The sequence below is a fragment of the Kitasatospora sp. McL0602 genome, assembly GCF_052076145.1.
Classification (GTDB): Bacteria; Actinomycetota; Actinomycetes; order Streptomycetales; family Streptomycetaceae; genus Kitasatospora.
In genome coordinates, this window is the sequence record NZ_CP197246.1 from 6,716,901 (window position 1) to 6,742,224 (window position 25,324).

General features: G+C 68.8%; 16 protein-coding genes and 1 pseudogene. 1 reads left to right on the top strand and 16 read right to left on the bottom strand.

Going from position 1 to position 25,324, the window contains the following annotated elements; translation table 11 throughout:
* Positions 1–140: 140 nt before the first annotated feature.
* The 12 genes and pseudogenes from ACR68M_RS30510 to ACR68M_RS30565 form a co-directional block, all read right to left on the bottom strand.
* Complete coding sequence (locus ACR68M_RS30510) at positions 141–1,520, bottom strand: hypothetical protein (protein ID WP_441247375.1); 1,380 nt, start codon at positions 1,518–1,520, stop codon at positions 141–143.
* Between the two features lie 42 nt (positions 1,521–1,562).
* Entirely contained in the window at positions 1,563–3,074 is a 1,512-nt protein-coding gene (locus ACR68M_RS30515; RefSeq protein WP_441247376.1) for an ATP-binding protein, read from the bottom strand.
* A gap of 28 nt (positions 3,075–3,102) precedes the next feature.
* A complete protein-coding gene (locus ACR68M_RS30520; RefSeq protein WP_441247377.1) occupies positions 3,103–3,555 on the bottom strand; it encodes a DUF6238 family protein in 453 nt (150 codons plus the stop codon).
* 34 nt (positions 3,556–3,589) lie between these two features.
* A pseudogene (locus ACR68M_RS30525) lies at positions 3,590–5,050 on the bottom strand (SCO6880 family protein); the annotation flags it as partial.
* A 156-nt stretch (positions 5,051–5,206) separates the two neighbouring features.
* Entirely contained in the window at positions 5,207–6,697 is a 1,491-nt protein-coding gene (locus ACR68M_RS30530; protein WP_441247378.1) for an SCO6881 family protein, read from the bottom strand.
* A 27-nt stretch (positions 6,698–6,724) separates the two neighbouring features.
* Positions 6,725–7,420 (bottom strand): hypothetical protein, encoded by a 696-nt coding sequence (locus ACR68M_RS30535; protein WP_441247379.1) that lies wholly within the window; start codon positions 7,418–7,420, stop codon positions 6,725–6,727.
* Positions 7,420–7,728, bottom strand: a complete 309-nt coding sequence (locus tag ACR68M_RS30540; protein ID WP_441247380.1) for a DUF6112 family protein — start codon at positions 7,726–7,728, stop codon at positions 7,420–7,422. The genes ACR68M_RS30535 and ACR68M_RS30540 overlap by 1 nt, the downstream gene beginning before the upstream one ends.
* 74 nt (positions 7,729–7,802) lie before the next feature.
* Positions 7,803–8,957, bottom strand: coding sequence for a C40 family peptidase (locus tag ACR68M_RS30545; RefSeq protein WP_441247381.1), 1,155 nt, complete (start codon positions 8,955–8,957; stop codon positions 7,803–7,805).
* An 882-nt stretch (positions 8,958–9,839) separates the two neighbouring features.
* Positions 9,840–10,124 (bottom strand): hypothetical protein, encoded by a 285-nt coding sequence (locus tag ACR68M_RS30550; protein WP_441247382.1) that lies wholly within the window; start codon positions 10,122–10,124, stop codon positions 9,840–9,842.
* Between the two features lie 17 nt (positions 10,125–10,141).
* Complete coding sequence (locus tag ACR68M_RS30555; RefSeq protein ID WP_441247383.1) at positions 10,142–11,956, bottom strand: DNA/RNA helicase domain-containing protein; 1,815 nt, start codon at positions 11,954–11,956, stop codon at positions 10,142–10,144.
* 98 nt (positions 11,957–12,054) lie between these two features.
* Complete coding sequence (locus tag ACR68M_RS30560; protein WP_441247384.1) at positions 12,055–12,984, bottom strand: hypothetical protein; 930 nt, start codon at positions 12,982–12,984, stop codon at positions 12,055–12,057.
* 200 nt (positions 12,985–13,184) lie between these two features.
* Positions 13,185–13,991, bottom strand: a complete 807-nt coding sequence (locus ACR68M_RS30565; protein WP_441247385.1) for a nuclease-related domain-containing protein — start codon at positions 13,989–13,991, stop codon at positions 13,185–13,187.
* A 312-nt stretch (positions 13,992–14,303) separates the two neighbouring features.
* On the opposite strand from ACR68M_RS30565, the gene ACR68M_RS30570 reads away from it, so the two are divergent.
* Positions 14,304–19,556, top strand: a complete 5,253-nt coding sequence (locus ACR68M_RS30570; protein WP_441247386.1) for a sacsin N-terminal ATP-binding-like domain-containing protein — start codon at positions 14,304–14,306, stop codon at positions 19,554–19,556.
* 97 nt (positions 19,557–19,653) lie between these two features.
* On the opposite strand, the gene ACR68M_RS30575 is transcribed toward ACR68M_RS30570, so the two are convergent.
* The 4 genes from ACR68M_RS30575 to ACR68M_RS30590 are packed head-to-tail and all read right to left on the bottom strand — an operon-like array spanning position 19,654 to position 25,313.
* Positions 19,654–20,760 carry an HNH endonuclease gene (locus tag ACR68M_RS30575; protein WP_441247387.1) on the bottom strand — a complete coding sequence of 369 codons (1,107 nt, stop codon included), beginning with the start codon at positions 20,758–20,760 and terminating at the stop codon, positions 19,654–19,656.
* A 20-nt stretch (positions 20,761–20,780) separates the two neighbouring features.
* Entirely contained in the window at positions 20,781–22,478 is a 1,698-nt protein-coding gene (locus tag ACR68M_RS30580) for an AAA family ATPase (RefSeq protein ID WP_441247388.1), read from the bottom strand.
* On the bottom strand, positions 22,447–23,985 hold the full coding sequence (locus ACR68M_RS30585) for an N-6 DNA methylase (protein WP_441247389.1): 1,539 nt from the start codon (positions 23,983–23,985) through the stop codon (positions 22,447–22,449). The genes ACR68M_RS30580 and ACR68M_RS30585 overlap by 32 nt, the downstream gene beginning before the upstream one ends.
* On the bottom strand, positions 23,982–25,313 hold the full coding sequence (locus ACR68M_RS30590) for a restriction endonuclease subunit S (protein WP_441247390.1): 1,332 nt from the start codon (positions 25,311–25,313) through the stop codon (positions 23,982–23,984). The genes ACR68M_RS30585 and ACR68M_RS30590 overlap by 4 nt, the downstream gene beginning before the upstream one ends.
* Between the last annotated feature and the right edge of the window lie 11 nt (positions 25,314–25,324).

Below are 25,324 nucleotides of genomic sequence, written 5' to 3' on the forward strand. Positions count from 1 at the left end.
CTGGTGCGGGCGTGAAGGAGGAGGACGGTTGGGCGGGCAGGTTCTGTGGCGGATCGGCACGGCACTCTCCGTCGAGTGGGTCGTTGGTGATCAGGATCGGCGGGAAGTGCTGTTTGGCGGCGCCGGGAATCGGTGGTAGGTCACCGGCTGTGGCGCGGGCTCGGGGCCGCAGCGACCCGGGTCGCAGGCAGGCCGGGGACGAGGGCTGCCGCTGTGGAGGGGGCGGAGCGGGCGAGGGCAGCCTGGTTCTGAGGGGAGTGCTCGGCGGCGGGCGCCGGGCGGATTGCCTCAGCCGCGTAGCCCAGCCCGCCGGCGTGGGTGGCCAGTTCGAGGGTGTAGTGCCAGCCCTCGGAGTTGCGCAACTCCCTTGCCCGCTCGACGTAGAGCGTGCGGGGAACACCCGGCGGCTCGGCCAGGGCCTCGGACTGTTCGCACTCGCGGCCGAGTTCGGCCGCTTGGGCCAGTGCCTTCTCGGTCTCCCGGACGTTGCGCCAGAGGTTCGGATGGAGTGCCCCGCTGGGGTCGGCGGCGCGCAGGTTCTCGCGGGCGGCATCGACGACGGACGGGGCGTGGAGGAGGAACACCTCGGCGTGCTCCCAGGCTGCCGCGTCGCGGGCCACCAGCCTGTCCTCATAGGCGACCTGGTCGAGGGGCCAGCCGTCCTCGTCGCACAGCGAGTCGGAGACGGCGTCCCAGCTGGCCAGGGCCTCGTTGATCCCCTCGGTTGCCGATTCGAGGATCCGGACCCGGGAGGTGAGCGTGGCCTGCTCGAACCGGGGCAGGAAGCGCTGGCGCACCTCGGCGGCGGCCCGCACCGGATCGCGACTGACGGAGATGGCCATGGGCGCGGGCGGCCCCAGAAGCTGTACCGGGATGCCGGTCGGCTGAAGGGCGCCGACCAGGAACCGGTCGCGATGGTCGGGGCGGTGGACCACGACCGCCCGCGCGCCGTTGGGGCCGGTGAGCACAGCCGCCTCATGCAGCACGAACTGCTCGAAGGCATCGTCCATGATGCCCAAGTCCCATACTTCTTGGTGCAGTTCCGCGTGGTGCTCACCGAGGGTGATGTCGTGGGTGCGGCCCGTCCAGCCGGGTAGGTGGGCGGTGAGCGTCCTGGAAAATTCCAGGAGGTCGGCCCGCTGAACCGTGGGCACGGGCGTTTCGCGCAGGACTTCGGCGCGGAAGTACTGGCGGGCTTTGGCGGCGCTGGCGAACTCCGCCTGGACGTAGCGGTCGGCTCCGGAGCCCGACAGGAGGAAGTGCTGGCCGGTGGGCCGGTAGACGCCGATGGCGCGCTGGTGCCCCTCATCATCGAAGGTGCGGGCGTAAATCACGAGGTCCTGGTTAGCGATGTGCTGGTGCAGATCGCGGGCATCGCCGGCGGTGGAGCCGAGGGGACCGGCCAGGGCGGAGCGGGCCTCGGCGATGGCGATCACCGCCGTGGTCGCCGCATACGGGAAATAGGACGGGTCCGCTTCGGCGGGAGTCGGTATCTGCGGCTGGTGGTCAGTGGTAGTCATGGAGTGCTCCCAGGGAGGTGAGTGGGACTCGGCGCACCGGGCTCAGGCGGCCAGCACCATGCGGGCGTCGGTGTCGAAGAGCGCGCGCTCGGCCGGGTGGAGGAGATGCTGCGTGATGAAGCTCCGACCTGCGACTTTCCACAGCCCCCTGCCCTTGGTCAGGGCGGCCACGGCCTGCGCCTCGACGCCGGTGAGGCCGAGCAGGGAGGTGGCGGTGGCAAGCTGGTCGGGCTCCTGGCGGTAGATGATCCGGGTGGAGCAGTCCGCCAGCAGGCCCTCGGCCAGCACGCGCCCGCGCGAGCCCGCGTCACCGGCGGACAGCAGGTCGGACAGGCGGTGGATCACCATCAGGTTGGCGATGCCCAGGCCCCGGGACAGCTTCCACTGGCTCTGCATGCGTTCCAGCAGGCCGACGTGGCGCATCACCCGCCATGCCTCGTCGTAGATCACCCACCGCCTTCCGCCTGTCGGGTCGGCGAGCGCGGATTCCATCCAGGCGCTCGCACAGGTCATCGCCAGCACCAGCGCGGTGTCGTCACCCGCGCCGCCGAGCCGGGAGAGGTCGATCGACAGCATCGGGGCCTTCGGGTCGAAGGCGACCGTGGACGGCGCATCGAACATCCCGCTGAGGTCGCCGTGCACCAGGCGGCGCAGGGCGTGGGCGAGATCCTCGGCGGCCGGCCCCATGCGACCGCCCTGGTCACCGAGGGCGGCGTCGAGACGCTCCGGCGAGCCGAGCGTGTGCGCGATGTCGCCGAGCAGTGGAACGCTGCCGCGCGCCTCGGACTCGGCGACCGCCAGATCCAGGGAGAGGTCGAGCGCGGTGTGCTCCATCGGGTGCAGGTCCCGCTTCAGCACCGTCCGCGCCAGGCCCGCCAGTAGCAGGAGGCGGCGCTTGCGGACCTCATTCGCCCAGTCGTCCGCGCTCACTGAGGTGGGCCGAGCCGGAGCGTCCAGTGGGTTCAACCTGCCCGGAAGACCCGGGCCGAGAGCGATCGTGTAGCCGCCGAGAGCTTGGGCGACAGCTGTCCACTCACCCTTGGGATCGCACGGGATGTACGTCCTGTACCCGTGCGCAATCGCCCTGGTGGCAAGGGACTTGGCCAAGGCCGACTTGCCCATGCCGATGATCCCGGCCAAGATCGCGTTCGGATTCGTGAAGCCCTCGATCCGGCCGCTGCTGTAGAGGCTGAACGGGTCGAAGCAGAACGAGCCTTCCGAGTGCACGTCCCGGCCGATGAAGATGCCGTCGGCACCCAGCCCGCCCTCTGCGAGGAAGGGATAGGCGCCGGAGGCGGTGGCGGTGGTCATCCGGTGCTTGGGCAGGCTGAGCTTGCCGCCGCGCGCCGAGGCCGGGCCGGGCCGCCCGGACGGCGGGTAGGTTGCCCGCAGCTCGGGGTCGAAGCCGTCCTGCTCGCCCCGCTCGGCCGGGGCCTCGGCGAGGCGCGCCTGCCGGCGGGCTTCGGCGAACTCGCTTCGAGCGGAACGCTGCTGGGCACGGCTGGTCTTACGGGGGACGAACAGCGCGGTGGCGCTGGCGCGGGTCCTGGGCATGAACGTTTCTCCGGTCGCAGCAGCGGGGTCAGTGGCGGACGAGGCCGGTGAACGGGTGGTGCAGCTCGGCCGGGGTGCTCTGGCGGCGCACGAGGCGGGCGGCACGCTGGTGGCGCTGGCAGATCGTCAGCTGCGGTGCGCCTTCAAGAAGGCCGGCCCGGCACGCTTCGCGAGTGGGCACCTCGCCGGTGCCCGGACGGGGCGCAGCGTGGTAGGCGGCGTGGACGTGGTCGGCGGCCTGCCACAGGCGGGTGCGCGCGGCCTTGAGGTGGTCGCCCTCGATCTCGATCAGCGGCGCGGTCCGAGCGGTATGCGCGTCGAACAGCCCGTGGAGCGCGACGAGATGGGCGTGCAGGGAGTCCAGTTCGCCGCGGCCGGCGACGAGCGCGCCGCCCGGCAGGTTGAGCGCGCAATGGAAGTCGATCGCGGCAGTCGCGTACGGGACGAAGTCCTGCGCGGTGGGGGTGGTGGCGTGCGGCATGGCGGTGCTCTTTCGGGAGGGAGGGGCCGGCTGAGGCGGCGAGGGCGAGCGGCATGGCGGCGGCGGTGAAGGCGGAACTCTGCTGCCAGGTGAGCGGGCGGAGGTCGAGCTGGGCGGCGACGGCCGCGGTCTCCACGGCGGCGGCAGCGGAGCGCAGTTCCTCCTCGGTGTCGGCCGAGACGGTCAGCAGGCCGGTCAGGGCCACGTCCGCGTGCCCAGCGATCAGCTGGCGCTCGCGGGTCTTGATGTCCTGGTATTCGATCGAGTCGGCCTCGGAGTCGACCTGGCCCCGGCGGGAGCGTTCGGCTGCGTCCGCGATCACGGACGACTTCTTGCGCTGGACATCGCGCAGGGCGGCGTCCAGTCCCTTGGGCTCGTAGGACAGGGAGAGGGTGCGGCGGACCCCGGCCGTGAACAGCAGCTGGTGCAGGAAGCCGGGCGACGTCTCGGTCCGGGGCCAGTTCTCGACCCAGTACGTGGCGTGGACCGCGCTGTCGGTGGCGATGTGATCCGCCTGCTCGACCACCACCACCGGGCCGGCAGCGGCGGGGTCGGCCTCAGGTCGGCCGGTTGAGGACCAGCGGTCCAGTGCCGCAAGGGACTTGGGATCGTAAGCGGTGCGGACCACGGCCGCGATCTCGGTGGCGGACAGCCAGCCGGTCGGATTGAGCCCGGCGGTCCGGGCGGCCTGGTCGAAGGTGCTGGTGAGCTGGGCGAGGACGGCGAAGCTGCCCGTCAGGCCACCGCCGGCCTGGTTGATCAGCCGCTTGGCGGCCTTGACGTCCAATGCGATGGCCACGTAAGCCTCGTGCGGGGCGGCGGCCGGCCCGGCGCTTTCGATCAGCTCGCTGTAGATCTCGCCCGCGAGCTGCGCGTCGGGGTTGGCGTGCTCCTCCCAGTAGCGGCGCAGCGCGTCACCGGAGTCGGGCACCGTCCTCTCGATCACCTGGATCCGGGCGACCTGCCCGGTCCTGGCCAGGGCGGCGAGTGCACGCCCCCACCCCGCGACGTTGGCGTTCTGGGTGCCGGGGTCCAGCAGCGCGTAGGCGCGGGAGGAGACCTTGACGACGGCGGTCAGCGTTCCGGCGTGCGGGTCGTGGACGGCTCCGTACCGGCGGTCGGGAGCGGTGACGACGCGCAGGCTGGCGGCGGTGCCGGGCAGGTGGAGCAGTCCCGCGCGCACCGGTCGGCGGGAGGGGCGGGCCAGCCAGATCAGCTGACCGCGCATGCGGCGCAGCGTGAACCGGGTGACGATCGGGGCCCAGTCGGCCAGTGGTCGGCCCCGGTGGCGGACGAGGACGAGCAGGGCGATGGCGGCCCAGGCGGGGATGAGTTCGAGAGCGCCGGCGATGCCTCGGGTGAGGATCACGGCGAGCAGGAGCAGACCGGTGAGGGCGGCGACGGCCAACTGGGAGGCGGACAGGCCCAGGAGGATGCCGCGTCGGCTGCGGTGGGGGAATTTTACGGTGGCCGTGGCCTCGGTGGTGTCAGACAACAGGGATCCAGGTGGCGCGAGCGGTCGAGGAGGGGCGGGGGACGCGGCGCTCTTCTGGAGGTCATGGTCAAACTCCCGTTCGATTCAGTGAGTTGGGGGTGGCGGGGCGGGCTGCGGACGCGTGTGGAGCCGCAGCCCGCCCCTGGTGTTGGGTGGTCAGGTGCCGGAGGTGGGCGGCTGGGTGGGGAAGACCCAGCGCGCCGGGGTCGGCGAGCCCGTCGGGGACGGTGCGCTGAGCGGCGGCAGCGGGGCGGAGCGACTGGTGCCAGGACCACCCGCCGCGGGTGTCGGTACCGTCCCGGTGGCCGGGGAGCCACTGGGTGCCCATCCGGTGGACGAGCCTGTGCCTGCGGCGGAGAGCGGTTCCGGGGCGGACGGGGCTGTCGCGACCGCTGGGACCTGCCCGGCGGACCCGCTGTCGGCGGGCGCGTCGCTGGACGCGGAACCGCCCCCGGGGCCGGTTCCGGCCGACCGGGTGATCAGCGCCGGGATGCCGGGGCGCTGGACCAGGGCCCGGCCCTTGTCACCCGAGGCCGACGGATCCTCGCCGAAGCGGAAACTACTCTGCTGCGGCGAAGCGCCGGCGTCGATGCCCTCCTTGCTGAACCGCCCCGAGGGGTCGATCCCGGAGGCGACGCCGTCCTTGCCCATGCCCGGTACCTGACTGGGGCCCTGCGGCGCCGGGGCGCCGGTCCCGGCCTGCATCGCCAGGCTCGCCGCGGTCTTCGCGGCTCCCGCGGCGACCGCCACCCCGGCGACGCCGGTGCGGTGCAGGTCGTCGTGACCGCCGCTGTCGGTCGCCCAGTGGATGAACTTGTAGGTGGCGTAAGGGCACAGGAGGACCAGGATCATGACGACGAGTCCGGCCATGGCGTCGGACAGGGCGGACATGCCGTCCTTGGCATCCGACTTGCCCATCGCGGAGACGCCGATCAGGAAGACTACGGTCATCAGCATTTTGCTGACGACCAGGGTGGCGGTGGCCTCGGTCCAGCCGCGCCGCCAGCGCTTGGCGACCTCCCAGCCGCCGCCGCTGCCCGCGAAGACGGCGAGCGCGACCATGATCAGTACGCCGACCTTCCGGGCGACCATCACGCCCCAGTACATGAACGCGCCGATCGCGCAGCCCAGGGCGACCAGCGACGGTACGCCCCAGCCGAGTCCGTACATCGGGCCCAGTTCGTTGACCTTGATGACGCGCCGGATCGCGTCGGCCACGCTCGTGTTGGCCGCTTGGAACAGCCCGTTGGAGAGCGCGTCGACGACCGTGATCGCGACGGCGGTGAAGGAGACGGCGCAGAACGAGAAGAGGACACCGCTCATCGTGCCGATCGCCGCTTGAGCGAGGGCGCGTTCGTCCCGCCGCCAAGCCGCGAACATCAACTGGATGCAGAAGAACCCGATCGTGAGCGCCAGGCCGATGGGCAGCAGCAGCTCGTAGTTCGACCGGAACCACGAGGCATTGAGGTCGATCGCGGTGGTCTCGTTGACGGCCTTGGCGGCGAGGTCGGCCGCGCTGGCGGCAAGCTCACCTGCGGACTTGGCGATCCACGCCCCGATGCCGTCGGTGACAGCACCCGCTGGATTGTTGGCGAAGTCGACCGCGTCGCACACGGTGCTCATCAGCGGAAGGTCGCAGACTCCCATGGGGAGACCTCCTTTCTCGGTCGGGGGTCAGGGCGCGACGGCCGGCAGGACACCGACCAGGGAGCACGGCTCGGAGGGGCGGCACTGGACCGCCAGGGTGGTCACCCGGTCCTCGGCACCGCCGGCGGGCGAGCCGTTCCAGGCGATCGACTGCTTGCCGGAGACGGTGACGGCGTAGACGTACGCGGTGGTGAGCGCGCCCGGATCCGCCTGCAGGGCCTGGGTGAAGGAGGCCGGGAAGTGCCCTTCGGCTGCAGCCGCGGTGGCGAACTGGCCGTTGGCGGCCATCTCCTGCCACAGCGTGGGCGAGGGGACGAGGGCGTCGACCGATGCCGCATCCGCGTACCTGGACTCGGCGGTCAGCCACCCGTGTAGAGCGGCCAGCAGCTCCGGCTGGGAGTAGGCCCGGGTGTCGTAGGACCACAGCGCCACGGCCGCCGCCTTCCCGAAGGCCACCGGGTCGTGCGTGGAGGGCGGAACCGGCAGCGCGCTGGATCCCCCCGGCAGAGCGGACGCGGAAGGAACGGCCGAAGGAGGCGAAAAGGAAGACGGGGAAGCCGAACTCGAATGCGGGGCAGGAGCTTTGGACGTGGTCCTGCCATCGCGGGTGAAGTAGGCGGCCAGGCCGGCGAGGGCGACGAGCACCACCAGGACGGCGGTGCCGAGCAGCGCCCGGCGGCGCGCGCGAGGTGCGCCGCCGGGGTTGTTGCTACGGGCAGACATCAGTGGACCTGCGTCCCCAGCGTGCTGAAGAAGGCGACGATCCCGTTGCCGGCCCCCAACAGGAGCGCGGCGCCGGCGCTGACCAGCACGCCCTTCTTGCCGTTGGCCTCGGCCTGGTGGCCACCCGAGAAGTGACCCCAGGCCCACACGGCCGCGCTGACCGCGAGTGCTCCGACCACCGCGATGATCCCGAACAAGTTGATGCTGCCCATCACCTCCTTGAGCACCGCCAGGCCCGGCAGGCCGCCTTCGTTCGGGCTGATCCCCGGGTCGTACGCGAGCTGTACGGCCTTGTCAGCGAGAAACACTGCGAACTCCAGTTCGATTATGAGCACGCAGAGGTGCGCCGAGAAGAAAAGGGAGGGGGAGGGGAGAGCGCCGGTCAGACGACTCGGCGGGCAGCGACGATCTGCGACTGCCAAGAGGCGAGCGTGTCGACGGAGACGACCGCGCCTGTGTGCGGGGCGTTGATGATCAACCCCGAGCCCATGAACATGCCCACGTGACCGGGGCTCGCGGCACTGCCGTCGCTTCCGGCCGTGAACACGAGATCTCCCGGCTGCAGGGCGTCGACCGCGACCGGCTTGCCCTCTGCGACCTGGGTGAAGGTGGTCCGGGTCAGGGGTATCCCGGCCGCCTTGTAGGACATCTGCATCAGTGAGGAGCAGTCGCAGCGCCCCATCGGATCCGGGCCGTGGGAGTCCGTACAGGAGCCGCCCCACTGGTACTGGGTGCCGAGCTGGCCCATGGCCCAGCGGATCGCGGTCTGGACCTGCGGCGGGGCGCTGGTCGGGATGGTGTACCCGGCCGGAACCGAACCGGGTGGGATGGTCCCGAAGTCCGTGCCGCTCCCGCCGCTCGTACAGCCAGGGGCGGTACTCGGCGCGGTGCTGCCGGTTCCGCTGGGCCCGAATGGGGAAGGGCTGGGCGACGCAGTGCCGGCCTTCGTCAGCAGTGGCTCGATCGCCTTCTGCAGCGCCGTGGCCAGCGGCTCCCACTTCGCGTAGGCGTCCGGCAGGCCCGACCTCTGCACGGCCTGAGCGGCCTGGGTGACGGTCATCGACTGCCAACCCGGGACCTGCTGGAGCGCCGAGTAGAACTCGGTGCTGGCGTGCACCGGATCGAGGATCTCGGTCGCGGTGCCCCAGCCCTGCGACGGCCGCTGCTGGAACAGACCCAGCGAGTCACGGTCGCCATAGGTCAGGTTCCGCAGGCCGCTCTCCTGCAGCGCGGTCGCCAGGGCCACGATCTGCCCGCGCGCCGGGATGTTCATCGCCACCCCGGTGGCCTGGATGGTCTTGGCGTTCGGCACCTGCTCGGTCGGATCGTCCAGGCCCGGAACGGAGACCGCGCCCGTGGCGCCGCCGCTCAGAATCGACGTCACCTGGGTGGCGACGACGCCGCTATCCACCGCCTTCGCACCGTCGGCGGAGCACGCGGCCGAGGCACTGCCAGCCGAGAGGGCCAGGATCGGAACGGCCAGTAGCAGCGGCCCGGAGGCCATCAGTCCGACGACGGCTCCTGCGGACTTCTTCATCGCCACCGCCGTTCAGTGAGGCGAACAGCCGCTCCGGTCAGCGGGGTTGGGCCAGGGCGTGGGTGTATCAGGGCATGCTGCATCGCAGCCGCTCCTCGTCGGTCGTAGGAAGCGCGGTGCCGGCTCCTCGTCGAAAGCCGCCGGCACCGCCCTGTTGTGAACCCGCCCGTGAAGGGCGGCCCCGGGTCAGAGGAGTTGGTAGCTCCCGGACGCCGGTCTCTGATATCGCGCGGCAGCCAGCCGCGCTCGTAATCTCAGGTTGTACACAGAAGTCCTCACAGCAAGCCAGTTATGAGGCGGGTGAATAAGCTGCTCAGAAGTCCCGTTGGGACACGGCAGCACAGGTCGCCACGAGCGGGGTGAAGGCCCTTCCTCGGTGACATGGCGAGACATTAGACGGAGATTCCGGTCGCACCAAACGGCCGAGAAATTGATCTTTCATCGGGCTGTCTGCTCATTTGGTGCGACCGGAAATCGCGGCTAACGTCCGCCTCATCCCCGCCCCGAGGGGCCGACCGTGCATTCACTCGGGGCGGGTCAGGCTCCGTCGTACTCAGGAGAGACCCCGCCATGAGCTGCAACGAATACCGAGATGACGTCCCCACCCTGCCCGAGCCGGGCGCCTGTAATCCGCCCCGACCGGCAAGCCCAGCGAGCGAACCTGCCTCGACGCCACCTCATGTAGAGCTGACCCAGGGTGATTTCGGCTTGGCCGGGCCAGAGGCGTGAACGGCGAGTGTGCGTTGGTTGATCGAAAGACAGCGGGGCGGCGACTGCGCCAAGTTGATGGTGCAGTCGCCGCCCCTGATGCGTGGCCAACTCGCTGCTGGATTCACCGGTCGGCGGAAATGCGATCTCTGGGTGCTCTGTGTGGGGGTGCCGTCACTCCGCTGGAGCGGCTACCTGCTGTGCGAATGGCTCCTCAGCGTCCGGGGCATGAGTCGCTGTTGTTGGGGTGTTCGCAAGGAATTCTTGGGTGACAACTCCTGCGATCTCGCGGTTGCCGAGTCGAACGAGCAGGATGGCGGTGCGGAGGCAGTCTCGGCGCCGAGGATCCTCCAACCTGGCAATCTCGCCTTCGACCTGTTTCGTCTCCTCGCTGCGCGACACGTCTGTTCGGAGCTTGTCGAGGTAGTTGTCCGCCCGCCTCTTGGCCGCGGTGTTCACACGGAGGAAGAGAGCGTCTACAGCTGTGGCATGAGGGTGTTGAGGAAGGCTTGGGTCTCGGGGTCGGTGGAGTAGAGGCGGGTGGCACGGATGCCGCGGGTGAGCAGGACGTGGTAGATGTTCAGCGCCAGGCGCAGGTAGTCGTCGGGCAGCACGTCCCGCATGGCCCGGTCGCGACTGTACTGGGGCCTTGGCAGCCAGGTGTCGTCGCGGCGTACGAGGTCGGGGCCGATGATGACCCCGCTGTAGGCGTACTCCAGGCCCTGGGCGGTGTAGACGCAGCCGATCTGACGGTGGCCGCCGGGGGCGGTGGCCCAGAAGTTGCGGTGTGGGGCGGAGGCCGAGCGGATCTCCTGGAACGCGTTCCACGGTGCCTGCCAGAGGTGTTCGGTCCCGGCGGCGTCGCTCCAGGGGATGGCGACCTCGGGCCGGAGCTGGGAGGTGTCGCGGGCCCAGGGCCAGCAGAAGCCGGCCGCGGTACGGGCGCGGCGCCCCTGCGCGGTGTGGTGGTCGATCCAGGCCTGCAGGTCCTCCGGGTTCGCGCTCAGCCGCAGGTCGTAATCGGTGTCCTCCCAGTGGGTCGGGGTTCCGTAGAGCAGATCGGTGACCCAGCCCATGTAGCCGGCGGACGAGCTGGTGCGGAAGCAGCCGGCGAGGCTGTGGTGCTTGAACGCCGCCCCACTGCGGGCGGCCAGCTCCTGGATCTCCCGCAGCGTGAGGCCCTCGTTGGGGCAGACGATCTGTCGCTCGTCCAGGAACATGACCACGATGGGGACGCGGTCGACGATCTGCTGCACCAGCCCGTATCCATTGGTCGGCCGGTGCAGGCGCTGCGCTTCATCCAGGATGGTGATCCGAGAGCCCTTCAGCGCTGCCGCCGGGACGTCACCAGGCAGCATGAACAGGTCCCGGGCGCCGCGAATGGCTGAGGTGGCGTCGCGCAACTGAGCGACCAGGGTGCCGGATGGACTGACGTAGCGCGGTTGAAGGGTCGCCTCATTGCGCAGGTAGTGCCCCATCAGTCGGCTCGCGATGAGGGTTTTGCCGCTGCCCGGGCCGCCGGTGACGGCTACCACGAGCCGTGTCCCCTTGTCCTTCGCGGCGGTGACGAGGCGTCGGACGCTCAGTAGCGCATCCTGCTGGTCGCCGATCAGCTTGATGGAGGAGCGAGGCGAGAGCAGCAGGTCACCGACGCTCTCCAGCAGGGTCTGCGACGGCGTCCACCGCATGCTCTGGAAGGCCCGCACGTGCTCGTCATCCGGTGCGGCCAGGTCGGCCGCCAGCAGGAGTCGTGCCGCCTCGCGTGCGTCGAGGTCCGCTGCCAGGTCGTCGCGGCACAGCACGGGGATGCCACTGCCGTGGCCGGTGCTGTGGTGCTCCCGAAGGGGCTGGGCCTGGGCGGTGCTCGCGTTGTGCAGGTAGACCAGGCCGCGCACCTCGACCCCGGTGTCTCCCGCCTCGAACCACTGTTGGAGGAAGGCGGTGTAGCCGGCGACCTGGACGACTGGATGGGTGGGTTCGTCTCCGTCCGCGAGCTTCACCTCGGTGTCGGACAGGACGGTGAAACGGGTCCACTGTTTCAGCTCCACGACGACGAGCGCCGGGACGCCCCGCTCGGTGCGGCCCAGCAGCAGCGCGTCGAAGCGGTTGGCACCGCCCGGAGTCGTGTACTCGAGGTAGATCCGCAGTCGACCCAGGCCAGCGCGGACGAGCGCGTCGACGAGGTGCGGCCAGCTGCGCTCCCAACTGCGCCGCTCGGCCTCGCCGACCGAGCGGCGGATGCCGGTCTCGTAGCGGCGAACGCACTCTGCGACGAAGGATGGCTCCCTCATGAGCTCGGCCAGCTCGGCTACTCCTCCGGCCCACACCCAGGGCTTCCTAGCACTGTCCGCCGTGCGGTCGGTTGCGGGCAACTGCCCGGTGGCGGTTGTCATGCCGCCACCAGTGCGATGTTGCTGCGGTGCCAGGCGAAGTACGGCCGGCTGTCCTCGGTGAACTCGGCGCAGCGCCGGCCGGTGAGCGCGGTGAGTGCGGGTGCCAGGCCCGGATCGTCGATCGCGCCGGCCGCGGGGGTGACGACTCCCTGCTCGGAGACGTACAGGTAGCCGTGTTCGAACAGGACGTCGCAGCCCAGCACGCAGGCGCCCATCACGTTGGCCAGGTCCCGGCGCTCGTAGATGTCGCAGTCGCGGCGCCGCTTGATGTGAGCGGTGTGCACGACACGGTCCGGCAGCGACGTACCGCACAGCGCGCAGGTGATGCGTTCGGCGGTCCCGAACTTGGCGCGCCGCAGGCGCTGCTGCTCGCGGCGGACCAGAGTCCGGGCGCGCTGGTCGAGTTCGCCGTCGATGTCCAGGTACCGGTCCGGGTTGCCCTCGCCCGGATCGGTCGGGTCTGTGGAGGTGCACTGGGTCGGGGCATTGATGACGTTATCGATGGCGGTGAGGTCCTGCAGGACGGGTGCGCCCTGCTTGTTGGCCGACAGGCGCAGGGCTTCCATGGCCTGCTCGCCGAGCAGCGAGCCGTCGATGTCCGTCTGGATGTCGAGGACGTCCAGCCGGATTCGGTGCGGGTAGGTGTCGTCGAGCCAGACCGGCTCGGTGTCGACGAACGCCTCACCGGCGATCCGCGCTACCACCAGCTGCTTCAGCGAGGCCTCGGCCCATCCGCCGGGCGCGACCCGGGCATTGGGACCGCGGTGGCCGAGCAGCAGGAAGTCCCCTGCGGTGAGGCCGGCCAGGACCTCGTCGGTGCGGCCTCGGGCGACAGTTTCCGCGCGCCATCCCCACAGGGAGCGCTGGATACCGATCTTCAGGTTGGCCTGCGAGGGCGCGGGCACGTAGACCAGGGCAGTGGGCACTGCCGGCCTCCTTCACGATGCGACTCCGGAACGGAGTTCTGTGATGCCGCCCCTGCCAGGCTGCCGGGCAGGCCCGGGTGCACAGCAGGGGCTGCTGAGACCCCCAACATCTACACCACACCACCCACAGGCCGCCCCGCCGGGGGTGCTGGGGGATGAGGTCTGGCCGTCGCGGGCACGGTGCCCCCTCGGCAGGGTCGCTACCTACGCGGTAGAGCAGCTCGCGCGACCTCCTGCTCCTGCTCGTGGTAGGGCTTGAACCTGATCAGGCAGTGTGCCAGCAGGTCCTGCTTGCCGGTGCTCTGCGCGGTGCGAACCGCGTTGAGCAGGTCGTCGGCGCCGACGATGTGGAGGTTGGGCAGCGGGAGGCGGCCGCGGTGTACGGGCGGCCCGTGGATCACCATGATCGCCTTCGGAGTCACCGGAAGGTCCTCCCGAACGAACTTCAACTCCCAGAGGAACGTGTCCACCTGCTCGGTTCGGTCGTGCCGTCCGTACATCAGGCGGCCGTCGTTGAGCAGGCGGACCTCGGCGCCGGGCACGGGTGTCCAGTTCTTGGAGTCGATGACGACCAGCTGGTTCCTCGGGCCGATGGCGATGTGGTCGAGGTTCGCGGTCTTCCCGGGGATGCCGCGGTCGTGCAGGATGCGCCAGCCCTCCGCTTCCAGCGGTGCCAGGAGTTCGGCGGTGGTCTTCTCGCCGGCGGCACCCAGCTCCAGGCGCTCGGCCTTCGCCAAGTCGTCCTCGCCGGGCGGGAAACGCTCGGTGCGGTCGGGGCCCACGCTCAGGTGCGGCCGCTTCCTGGCTAGGACGGCGGCGGCCAGCGCGAGAGCGACGGCCAGGACGTAGTAGTGGAACAGTGCCACGAAGCCGACCACGAGCACGAGGGCGACGATCCGAGGCGCGGTCCACGGCCGGGAGCTCTCTCCGCCCCTGACGGTCCGTTCTCTGGGCGCCCGGAGCCTGCGGGCCTCACGAAGAGCACTGTCGCCGGCAGGGTTGTTCATGGGGCTCCTTGCTCCTGGTTCCGCAGCGTAACCGTCGTTCGCAGTCTGTCAGATCGGGCTGGCAAGGGGCCTCTGCGTCCATGGCACCGGCGTCCTGACGCGATGCCGCGCGAACTCTGATGTCAGTGGTCCCGGATACCGTGTCGTTGGACGATTTCATGGGCCGGGTTGACGGCCTTGGTTCGCAAGGGGCAGCAGTTGAAGAGCTCAGGGACGACGGGTTCCCGGCGTAAGCAGGTCACGACGCAGGCCCTGAAGGTGGCGAGGCTCTGCCTGGCGAACCTCGCTGAAGGGGATACCACGTTCCGGGAGATGAAGGCGGTGATCGAGGACCTGCTTTCTCCTGAGTACCAGGGGCGGGTCCTGGTTGAGCTGTTGCAGAACGCCCATGACGCGCACCCGGCCACGCGTAGTGACGGGCGAGTCGAGATCCTGCTCGACGAGGACGAAGGCGAGCATGGCGTCCTCTACGTCGCCAATGGCGGTCGAGCGCTGAAGCCGAAGGACTTCCAGGCGCTGTGCCGTGTCGCACTGTCCAGCAAGCGTCCGGACGAGGGCATCGGGCACAAGGGCGTGGGCTTCAAGAGCGTGCGTCAGCTGACCGAGGCGCCCGAGCTGTACAGCGTCTCGGGCCCGGAGGCCAAGGCGTTCGACGGCTTCTGTTTTCGGTTCGCCCGGTCTGCGGACTTCGACTGGCTGGCCGAGCAGGTCGCTCCTGACGACACCAATGCAGCAGAGCAGCTGCGGGAAAATCTCTCTACCTTGAAGGTTCCAGCGGCCCTCGATGAGGTGCCCGAGTCGGTGCAGCGGTTCCGCCGTCGTGGGATCGTGACGGTGGTTCGCCTGCCACTCCAGGACGCCGAGGCGCGACAGGCAGCTGTCGACCAGTTCAGCGAACTCACGGACGACAGTGCACCGTTCGAGCTTTTTCTGGACCGGCTGGCAGTAGTGTCGGTGGTACACACGGCGGTGGGCAGCACGAAGCGCACGGTCTATCGGAGGCAGGTGACCTCGCTCTACAGCTCGCGCGACCTCAAGATCCAGGAGGTGGCGCTCCGTCGAGGTCTGCGGTTGATCGTGGTCCGGAGCAAGGTCGCAGCGGAGCGGGCTCAAGAGGTCATCGCCGTCAGCGGGACCATGGGCGCGGCCTGGAAAGCATGGCAGGGTGCGGCCGAGGTGGCAGTCGCCGTCCCGGTGGACGAGCCACTCACTCGCGGGCGCCTGTACACCTTCCTGCCGATGAGCACCGAGACACCCTGTCCGGTCAACGGCTATGTGAACGCCCCGTTCTTCTCCCACGTCAGTCGACGCACGTTCGCAGCGGACGTTCCGTGGAACAGCCTGCTGCTGGACGAGGTGGCCGCCGCCTGCGCTCGGGCGGCCGTTCTGGCCGACGAAGGCCGGGTGGAGCTTCCGGGCAACGCCCTGGTCGATCTGCTCTGCCGCCAGGCGAACGAACTGCCCCGCCTGGACGAGGCGTTCCGGAAGCTGGACGGTGACCTCGACGAGGTGTCGTTCATCCCGGCGGTTCATCCGGTCGGCGGCCGGACCTCCTTCAGCGCGGGCTTCCTCTGGGACCAACCGGACAGCGTCGCGGTCTTCACCCCGCACGCGATCGGGCAGACCGGGGTCGCCGAGATCATCGACCCCGGTCTGCATGCCGTGCGGGCCAACCGGTTGCGAGCGATGGGGCGCCTGCGCGGGCTGTCGCTGGAACCCGGCAGGGAACGGCTGTCTCAGTGGGCCGAAGCCGTTGCCGAGGTCATGGCCTCGCGAACGAACTCCGGTGAAGTCGATCACGATCGGTGGGCCGACTTCTACCACGACCTCTCGCTGTACTTCCCCGATGGCGGCCCACTGCGCGGCAAGAAGGTCATCTTTTCGTCCACCGGCGACCTTGTCCCGGCCGGTGACGACTCCGTCTTCTTCCCGGACGCTGGCGACCCTCTGCTGCAGGGAGTCGAGTTGCCGGCCGGCCTTGGGGAGTACCTCTCGTTCGTCCATGACGAGATCCCGTGGCTCGCCGGCAGGGGAAAGCGGGGCCAGCGGCGGGCGCACGGCCGCCGCTGGCTGGAGCAGCAGAGGCTCGTCCAGGAGTACGGACCAGCAACCCTGCTGACCGTTCTGGCGAAGGTGATGCAGCAGGACGGGCAGAGCGAGGAGGCGCTGCGACACTGCCTGCTTCTGGCGTGCCGACTGTGGAGCGGGCTGGCGGCTCGCAACAACGGTCGCGCGCCGGCGATCGACGGCCTGATCGTACCCACCCGCGGCGGCTGGTCTCCCACCTGGAAGGCGATGTTCGGTCCGGGCTGGGAGGGCCGGACAGCGGGAATCGACGACACCCTCGCCCGCTTTCTGACCCGGACCCGCTCACTCGCCGGCGACCTCACCGCCGCCGACAACGCCCTTGTGCGGCCGGCAGTCGAACTGTGTGCTGGGAGCGAGGTCGAACCGACCCTGTTGAAGCGGTTCCTGGAGCAGCAGGGAGTCCGCCACGGCTTGCGACCGCGTTATCTGGGTGGCAAGGAGACCGTCAAGGGCGATCAGCTCAACTATCCGAGCCAGTTCGTCGGCTACTGGTCCCACACCCCGACTACTGAGGCGCGCCAACAGTGGCGTATGACGGCCGCACGCTGGCCGAACCGACACGACGTCCGTTTCGCGACTGTGGCGTACCGGCCGACCAACATCCTGGCGACGCTCCCGGGTCAGGGCGCCTACGCGGCCTTCGACGAGGACAGCCGTCGCCTCTACGCCGAGTTGATCGTCCATGGCCTGGGCACCTGGCCGGACAGCGCACTGGAGGTCCGCTTCATCGGGGGTTCCGACAGGTCAGGTACTCTGTGGCCGACTCCTCTGGCCGCGTTCCTCTCCCAGGCGCCCTGGATTCCCCAGACCGCCGAGTACCAGGGCCAGAGCGGATTCGCATCGGCATCGACCGCATGGTGGTGGGCCGAGAGCGACCCGCCGCCTGCGTATCTCGCGGTGGTGTCGGCGGTGCTGAGGCAGTTGACCTCCGACAGGGTCCTCGACCGGCTTCGCCTGCTGCGTGTCCGCCGCTGGGCCGACCCGCAGACTGCTCGGGACCGGCTGCGCCACCTGCCCGAGTTGCTGTCCCGTTCGCCCCAGCTGCGGTACGGACCGCTCGCGGTCGCTCTTTACCGGGCCTACGAGCAGGCGTGGTCGGATCTGCTGCCGCCCTACCAGCAACGGGACACCCGGCAGGCGAGTGACCGGGTCGGTGCGCTATCCCAGTTGCTCGTGTCCCGGGCCAGTGTTCTGGAGGTGCTCCCCGCGGCGAAGGCGACGAAGGACGCGGACACGGAGCCCGTCTACGTGCCGGACCCGCGCAGCGGCCAGCAGCGCAAACTGCTCGACCAGATCCCGGTGCCCGTGCTGGCGCTTGACGACAGGGCGCTGGGCAGCCGCGTCCACGACTACCTGTCCACGCAGGACGGCTTCTCCGTGCGCAGGATCAGTGGAGCCACCGTGCAGGTCGTGGCGGACCGGGTGCCCGCCCCGATGGCACCGAGTACTCCGCTGCTGGAGTTCACCGGTCAGTGGCTGCGCACCCTGGTCGCCGCAGTAGTCGAGTTCGACGAGGAGCGCTCCACGCGGCCTGGCCCGGTCTCGATCGCCCACCTCAACCGGCGCTTGCGCTCCTGCGCCCTGGTGCTGGCCTCCGAGGCACTCACCCGGGTCGCCGGCCAGGTGATCGATGATCCGGGCACCGAACGGTCGCTGCTGCACGACGATCCCGAGCGGCCCTGCCTGGTGGTCGTCCACGCCCCGCCGCACTCCGACTGGCGGGTGCTGCAGACGGCCGCGACAGCCATCGCCGAACTGGTCGGTGCGCCCTATCTGGCCACGCCGCTGCAACTCGCCCTGATGAAGCTGGAGCGCCACCCGGCCGTCCAGCGCCTTGACGAGGTGGGGGACGCCGAGATCGCGGCCGTGCTCGGCCTGTCCGTCCAGCAGATCGAGGCGGTGCTTGCCGATCGCGCCTCCACCCGCTCCGGCAGCGCCCGCCTCGTCCCCGTGCTCGCGTGCGAAGACCTCGCCCTGGCCGAGGAACTGCAACAGCACCAGGAAAGCTTCAACGACCGGGGCGAACTGCAGGCCTGGCTGACCGACCGTCTGGGCTCCGAACGCGCAGAGCTTCTCCTCTCACTCCCGGAGGAGGACTGGCAGCGTCGGCTCACTCTGCTCGGCGTCCCGCTGGAGCGTGCCAACCGTTCCTGGCAGGCGCTCGGGCTGCCCACTATCGACAACACCACTGCCCATGCGCGTCAGTTCGAGGCCTGGCTGCAGCACAACCGACCGCTTCTGGTCGACCAGGTGCGTGACGCATTCGTCGGCGCCTACCGGGCCCGGCAGGATCTCGGCACGTACGTGCGGCTTCGCGCTCTGCCCGAGCTTGGTCCCGACCCCGAGTGGCACTGGACACTCTGGGACCTACCTGCCGAGCTGCTTGCCGAGGAGGCGGACCGATGGCTGACCAACCGCCTCCCGACGTCGGCGGAGCAGGACGGGAAACGGGCCGACAAGCTGCGCCCAGTGGCAGAGGTCCGCGAAGTATGCGTTGACTTCGTCCACGCTCGGCTGCCCGGACTGCGCGGTCTGATCGAGCGCTGGCTGGCCCAGCACGAGACCGCCGGGACGACCACCTGTCCCGGCGCCACGGAGGTGGCGCGGGAGATGGATGCTGAAGGCATCCTGGACTTCGAGCCGTTGAACAGCCGGGCGCTGATCGCTTGGTTGCAGTCGCGCGGTTACTGGCCTGTCGGGATGCCGGCCTCGGCGCGTGCCGCCGATCTCGGACTGGACAGGCAACCGCTGGCGCCTCCAGGGCCGAACACCGGCCAGACGGGAGTCCAGGCGGGCCGACCCCCGATGCCCGTCCGGGGCCCGCTCCTGGAGCTCAATGGCGAGTCATTGCCCGTTGGCAGCGACGACCTGCGTGAACTGGCCCGGAGAGTGGCCTTGGACCTGACGCAGGAACAACTCGCCACCTCGGCAGCGCTAGCAGTCCCCCGGGCTCCTGCTGCCGCGCCGGTTTCCGTCATCCCACGCCAACGTGGCACCTCTGGCGCGGCGGCGCGAGGTGAAGGCGGGAACCGTGAGGCCGCCGATCCCCACAAGCTCATCGCGATCGGACTGGCAGGCGAGGTGACCGTCGGCGCCTGGCTGCAAGAGAAATTCGGGGTGCCACCTCAGGAGTCGTGGAAGTCGAGGATGCGACGGCATGTCTTCGCGGACGGGAACGGCGACGACTCCCTTGGCTACGACTTCCTGATTCGTGATGGCGACCGCATCCTGCTGTTCGAGGTCAAAGCGTCCACCCAGTCGAGCGGTGAGATCCTCCTCGGCGAGTCCGAGGTCGAGCGAGCCAGTCACCTTGGGCCGAACGAGGAGTACATCATCGTCTACGTCTCCCACGTCATGGATCGCGACCGTCGCCGTCTCACTCCGCTCCCGAACCCCTTCAGCGCACCCGGACTCGCTGGGTATCAGGTGGTGAGCACGTCCATGCGATTGCGATTCTCCGTGCCAACCGCAGAGTGACGGAGTTTCACGAGACCAAGAAGGCATGAAGCGACACTCCCTACTGTTGGTCTTCCAAGCCCCCCACACCCCTCTCGTCCGCATTGACGCGGGTCTGTCAGGCGCCAGGAGCGGAGTGGGAGGCGCGGAGCTGGGCGAGTGACTGCTCCACGCCGCCCACGGTCAGTCGCCAGAAGTCCCAGCCATCGATCCCATCGCTACCGGTGGCCACTCGGGCCGCGGTGGTTGGCGTGCCCCAGGGACGGCCCAGAACGCTGATTCGGCCGTCTCGCTTCAGGAGTGCATGGCACAGCTCATTGGCGTGACGGCCGGTCAGCGGAATGCCGCTTGCGAGCTCGACCGGGTCGAGGTGCACGATCAGGTCCAGCAGGTCGACCTTCGATCGCGTGGGGGTGATGGTTGGTTGGCTGGCTGCCGCTGCTGTGGGCTGATTGGGCTGCGGCAACGGTAGCGTGCAGGCGCGCTGCAGCGTCAAGGCCGCTAAGGCTGCTGCACTCCACTGCGCCTGAGGGCCGACCTTCTTCGCAATCCGTGCCGCCACGCTTGGAAGGCCCGGTATCTCACCGAGTTCCTTGATCTCCTCCATAAGTTCATGCCGCTTCTCGATCAGCTCGGTGGCATTGAGTGCCAAGATCCGGATGGTCTCGTCGGCGCGGCACAGCCCGCTTGCCTCCTCGGTGGCTGAGTATGGGGCGTCGGCCGACCGGTGGGCGTAGCCAGAGGGGTCGAACCCGATCAGCTCGGGGTCGCCGGGCTGGGTCGGGTCAAGGAGCAGGGGCTGCTCCAGGCTGAGCCTGTCCAGCGGCTGCCAGGCGCGAAGGCCGGCTAGGAGCGGGAAGCGGCTGCCCTTGGCACGGCCTTCCGGGACATCATTGAACCTGGCTCCGCTGCTGTTGCAGTGTTTGCACGCGATGCGGTAGTTCGCGAGCTTGTATGCGAGCCACCAGTAGCCAGGGTGGCCGACTACACCCGATACCTCGGACTTGGGTCGGAAGTGGTCGACGTGGACATCCGCGCGCTGGATCGTGGTCTCGCAGTACCAGCATTTCCTGCCGACGAGCGCGAGAAGTGGTTCGCGCACATCGTCGTCAGTCCAGTGTGACTTGAAGTCGGGCTTTTCGCCTCTGGCAATTGCGGCCCGCACCTCGTTGAGGGTGCGCTGGGCTTTCTCGGTCCACGTTGTCGGGGCACTGAGGCCGTTCATGTCGACAAGTCTCATCGGCGTCAGATCACCGATGAGAAGTGTTCGTTGAAGAGTTGAGCGACCAGGGTCTCCAACTCCTCCGGAGGCGGCGGGTTGACGCTGTTGGCAGCTGCGATGAGATCACGGCGCCTGCGATGGAGTTCAGCTAGGAAGGCCGCGACGAGCGGATCCCGGTTCGCCGTGGAGAAGCCGAGCGCGTCGAGCTTCGCCGTGACATCTCGCAGCTCCGCTTGTTTTCCCGGATCGTGCGCCGCACCAGGCACAAGAGAATACTGCTGATCAATCAGATCCTGTGTGTGCTCGTCCAGTTGAGTCCGTAAACCAAAGAGATCCGTGGTCAGCAGGCCGCCAGCTCCCTGTCCGCGGGGTTCGGTTCGGGGCGTCACGATGCTGGTATGTCCATCCCGGTCGGCAGTGACCACGCGAATCTGATGGCGAGTCATATTTGATACAAGGAGCGGCTCGTGGGTAGCCGCAATGAGCTGCGATTCTTGCCCTTCTCCCAGTACGGTTCGAACAGAGCTGTACCAGCGCCGGCTCCACTCGGGGTGAAAGTGAGAGTCGGGCTCGTCGAGTAGGAAAAGCGACTCCTGGGCGCGCTGAAGTCGGAGCAGTCCCAGAATCGTGAGGAGTTGCTGCTCTCCTGAGCTCAGGTCGTCGAGACCCAACGGCACTCCACCGGTCGCCTGCAGCTGGACGTCGACGGTGAGATAGCCGGCGTCGAGCAGGGTCGCGAGCAGCCCGAACATCGACAAGTCACGGTCGAAGAGGTTGCGGAAGGCCCTGACGTCCTCGGGACTGCCTAGCACGATCCTGAACCCATCGGCGGGGCTTCCGGCTCCGTCCACCGGGTCGGAGTCGGGGACCAGCCCGAAGCGACCGGACTCGGCCGCTGCAGCGAAGAGCGTGCGGGCGGGGCCACCCAGCCCCCAGTACGGGAGTGCGGACCAGGTCTCCCGTGCGGCACGGGGGGCCCTGATCCGAAGGACTGCGGAAGCCACGCCCTGGATGTGGGAGTGCTCACGGAGATAAGTACCGAAGGCGTCGGACCAGTGTGTGGTCTGCGAAAGGAGTAGTAAGGGTAGGTGGGCGGGGGTGCAGAGAAAGGTGGCTGCGTAGAGGGGACAGCTGATCGGAAGGGTGAGCTGCTCCGGCCAGAGGTCCTCGGGGGATCGGTTGGCAAGCCACTGCTCCAACCTCGCTCGCCATTCCCGCCTCCAGGCGTTGAGGTGGCGCGCGGCGAGGCGGCGGTGCCGATCAAACTCCGCCGTCCACGGAGCGCGCGGGTGCGCCTGGTATCCAAAGACGTGATTGGGAAGATAGCTGGACCAGTCCGCCCGATGCACCACCGTGGCCTCGCAGCCCGCTTCAGCCATGGTCAGTTCGGGCGACGCCTCAGGAGATGTCTGTCGGACTCGGACGGTCTTGCCACGCAGCATGTAGCAGACGTCGAAAGCGAACGCCGCACTGCGTCCGGACCGATGGAGAGCCCCAAAGATCTCGGCGAGCGCGTGCAGAGCTCGGGACTTCCCGCCACCGTTGGGGCCGATCAGTGCGGCGATCGCATGGCCGCCGTCAACTGCGTCGGTGAGATCCAGCTTGAAGTCGCGCAGACCCCGGTAGAAGGGGAGTCTCAGTTCCAACAGCTGCATCAGATCCCCCCAGCCGTAATAGTCGTGGACGCGCTCACTCTGCAGAGCCCCGATCAAGATGGTCACCGCGCATGCCGAACGGCCGGAGCTCATCAGCGATCGCATTGAACTCCGCCAGCGCTGATCGGAGTTCCTCGGTGATCTCTTCGGCCATGCGGTACAGATCGACTTCCGGTTCGGTGGCCGGCAGGGCCTCGTCCTGTGGGCTGACCACTAGGTCGAGATTGCCTCCATCCCGGCTGAGCAGCTCCGTCACGCCGAAGGACCGGAAGGTGCTCGATTCGACCCGCTCGTCGCGTGAACGCCCTGGTCGGTACGCGGCCACGAAGCCTGCAAAGTCGGCGTCGACCAGCGGCATGGTCCTAGCGGAAGAATGCCGACTGGAACGCATGTCGTAGACCCAGAGCTGCTTGGTCGACGGGCTTCCATCCGGCAGTGGAGCGGGCTTTTCGAAGAACAGAACGTTGGCCTTGACACCGCCGGCGTAGAAGACGCCTGTGGGGAGCCGGAGCAGGGTGTGAAGGTCACAGGACGCCAGTAGGCGTCGACGGATGGTTTCTCCGGCTCCTCCCTCGAACAACACATTGTCAGGGATGACGACAGCTGCCCGACCGTTGGTTTCCAGCAGGGTGTAGACGTGCTGCAGAAAGTTCAGCTGCCTGTTCCCGGTCGTGGCCCAGAAGTCTGGCCGATAGTGCGCGAACCCGCCAACAGACCGGGAGTCCGCAGCATCGACAGTGATCACGGACCGCCTGCCGAACGGCGGCGCTGTGAGCACCAGAGAGGCACGCTGTGTAGGTGTGCGGGCGAGCGCGTCGCCGACATTGATGCGGGAGTCTGTACCGTCGGCCCGTACCACGCCATGCAGCACGAGGTTCATTGTCGCTAGCCGAGCCGCACCGTCGACCAGCTCATTACCGGAAAAGGCACCTTCAGTGAGTCGCGCACGCTGCTCCGGAGTGACACCTCGCGGGAAGTGCTCGACTAGGTAGTCGAAGGACTTGATCAGGAAGCCACCCGTGCCGCAGGCGGGGTCCATGATCGTGTCGTCGACGGTCGGCTGAACACACCGGACGATCGCCTCGACCAGCGGTCGAGGAGTGAAGTACTGCCCAGCACCTGTCTTTCTGTCAGAAGCCATGCGCGCCAGCAGTGCTTCGAAGACAGCGCCACGGTCCGTGCTGCCACCCCCCGACCAGTGGTGGCGGTCGACCAGGTCGATCAGCCGGCTGAGCTTCGCCGGGTCCTGCACACGGTTCTGTGCCTTCCGGAAGATCAGGCCAACGGTGCCCGGCCGATGCCCGAGGGAGTCGAGGATTTGCCCGTAGCGCCATTGTTGGTCCTGGCCGCTGGCATCACGGAGCTCCTCCCACGCGTCGAAGCCGATGACGTCCAGGGGGTTGAGCGGGCGGCGGCGCTGTTCGTGGGCCAGCCTGATGAAGAGCAGGAATGTCAGCTGCTCGACGTACTCGGTCGCTGAGACCCCGTCCTCGCGCAGGAGATTGCAGAAGGACCAGAGGGCCTTAACCGGGTCCCAGTCCTGAGCAGCGGGGGAGGAAGCGGGTTGGTTCACAGAAGGGACTCCTGGTGACCGAGCGGTCCATTGGCGTGCGTCAGCCGGCCAGTGAAGGCGTGTTGAAGGACGGTGAGTCGCAGCCGGTCGGCCAGGACGAGGGCTCGTTCGGCGGAAGCAGTGGCGCTCTCGAGCGCCGCCGTCCGCGCCTCGACTAGTTCGACCAGCCGCTGCTGCTCCGAAGGCGGGGGAACGGGCATGGGCATCAGCCGGATCACGCCCAGACCGATGGACGCCAGGCCCGTGCTCTGCGTCGCGTTGCGCTCGCACCACTGGCGGCCGAAGCCGTTGGCATGCCAGGTAAGTAGCTTCGGGTGCAGCAGCTGATCCTTGACCCGGACTCGGAAGACGTGGTTCTGGTGGACGCAGTCGGACAGCTGCTCCTCCCAGATCCAACCCCGGCCAAGCTTGTCGCGGTCCCCGCCGCCGGTGAGGAGCACATCACCGGGCTGCAGCCGGAAGTTCTTCGCCCGGTCCGCGGGCAGCCGCATGGTGGGCACGTCGTCCAGTGCTAGCCGACCGCGCTGCACGTTAGAAACCCGCAGGTAGGGAACCTCGATGGCCGTGGGATCCCATTGCCCCCTGGCGTCCTTGGTGACCCCGCGTGCCACGTCGGCGATGGTCTCGAGTCGTGTCCATCGCCAGTCTGCGGGGAGCTGTGGCACCATGCCGTCACGGGTTCCGGCGGGAGGTAGTTCCCGGGGAGCGAGGGCCCCACCAGAGAGCCGTCCCAAGCTGGCCTGGGCGGTCATGAGGCGGCTCAGCTCGGCAGCCCGGCTGGCGGCCGTTCGGGCCTGGGCTGCTGCGGCGTCGATCCTGGCGAGGTACTCCTCCAACAGGCCGACGATCCGGTGCTGCTCATCCGGCTTCGGGAGCGGTAGCAGGATCTTCGCCAGATCGCTCTGAGTGATCCGGTACATGCCCCCGCCAACCTTCCGGGTGCAGGCCTCGAGCTGTCGACGCACGACCGGGGAGTTCCACAGGTGCGCGAGGTAGCGGGGGTTGACCGCAGAGTGGAGCACCCGGACCCGGATCATGGTGTCCGGAAAGGCGGTGGGAGCAGGGGGCTCGTGCACCAGAGCGCCCTCGCCGACGAGGGAGAGCGAGCCGCTGGCCCGGCTGACCAGCAGGTCATTGGGTTCGACCAGGTGTGGAGCAGCCTCCTGAGCTGTCCAGTCCCCATCTTTCACCGCGGTGAAGTTCACAGTCACCGAGCGAAGAGCGGTCAGTCGCAGCACCGGGAAGCCGTCTTCCCGGGTGCGCACTGAGCGGCCATTAACAAGCCGCTCGCTCAGTACGTCAGCCAGTCGGACCGTCGTCCAGTCCATTGGAAGCTCAT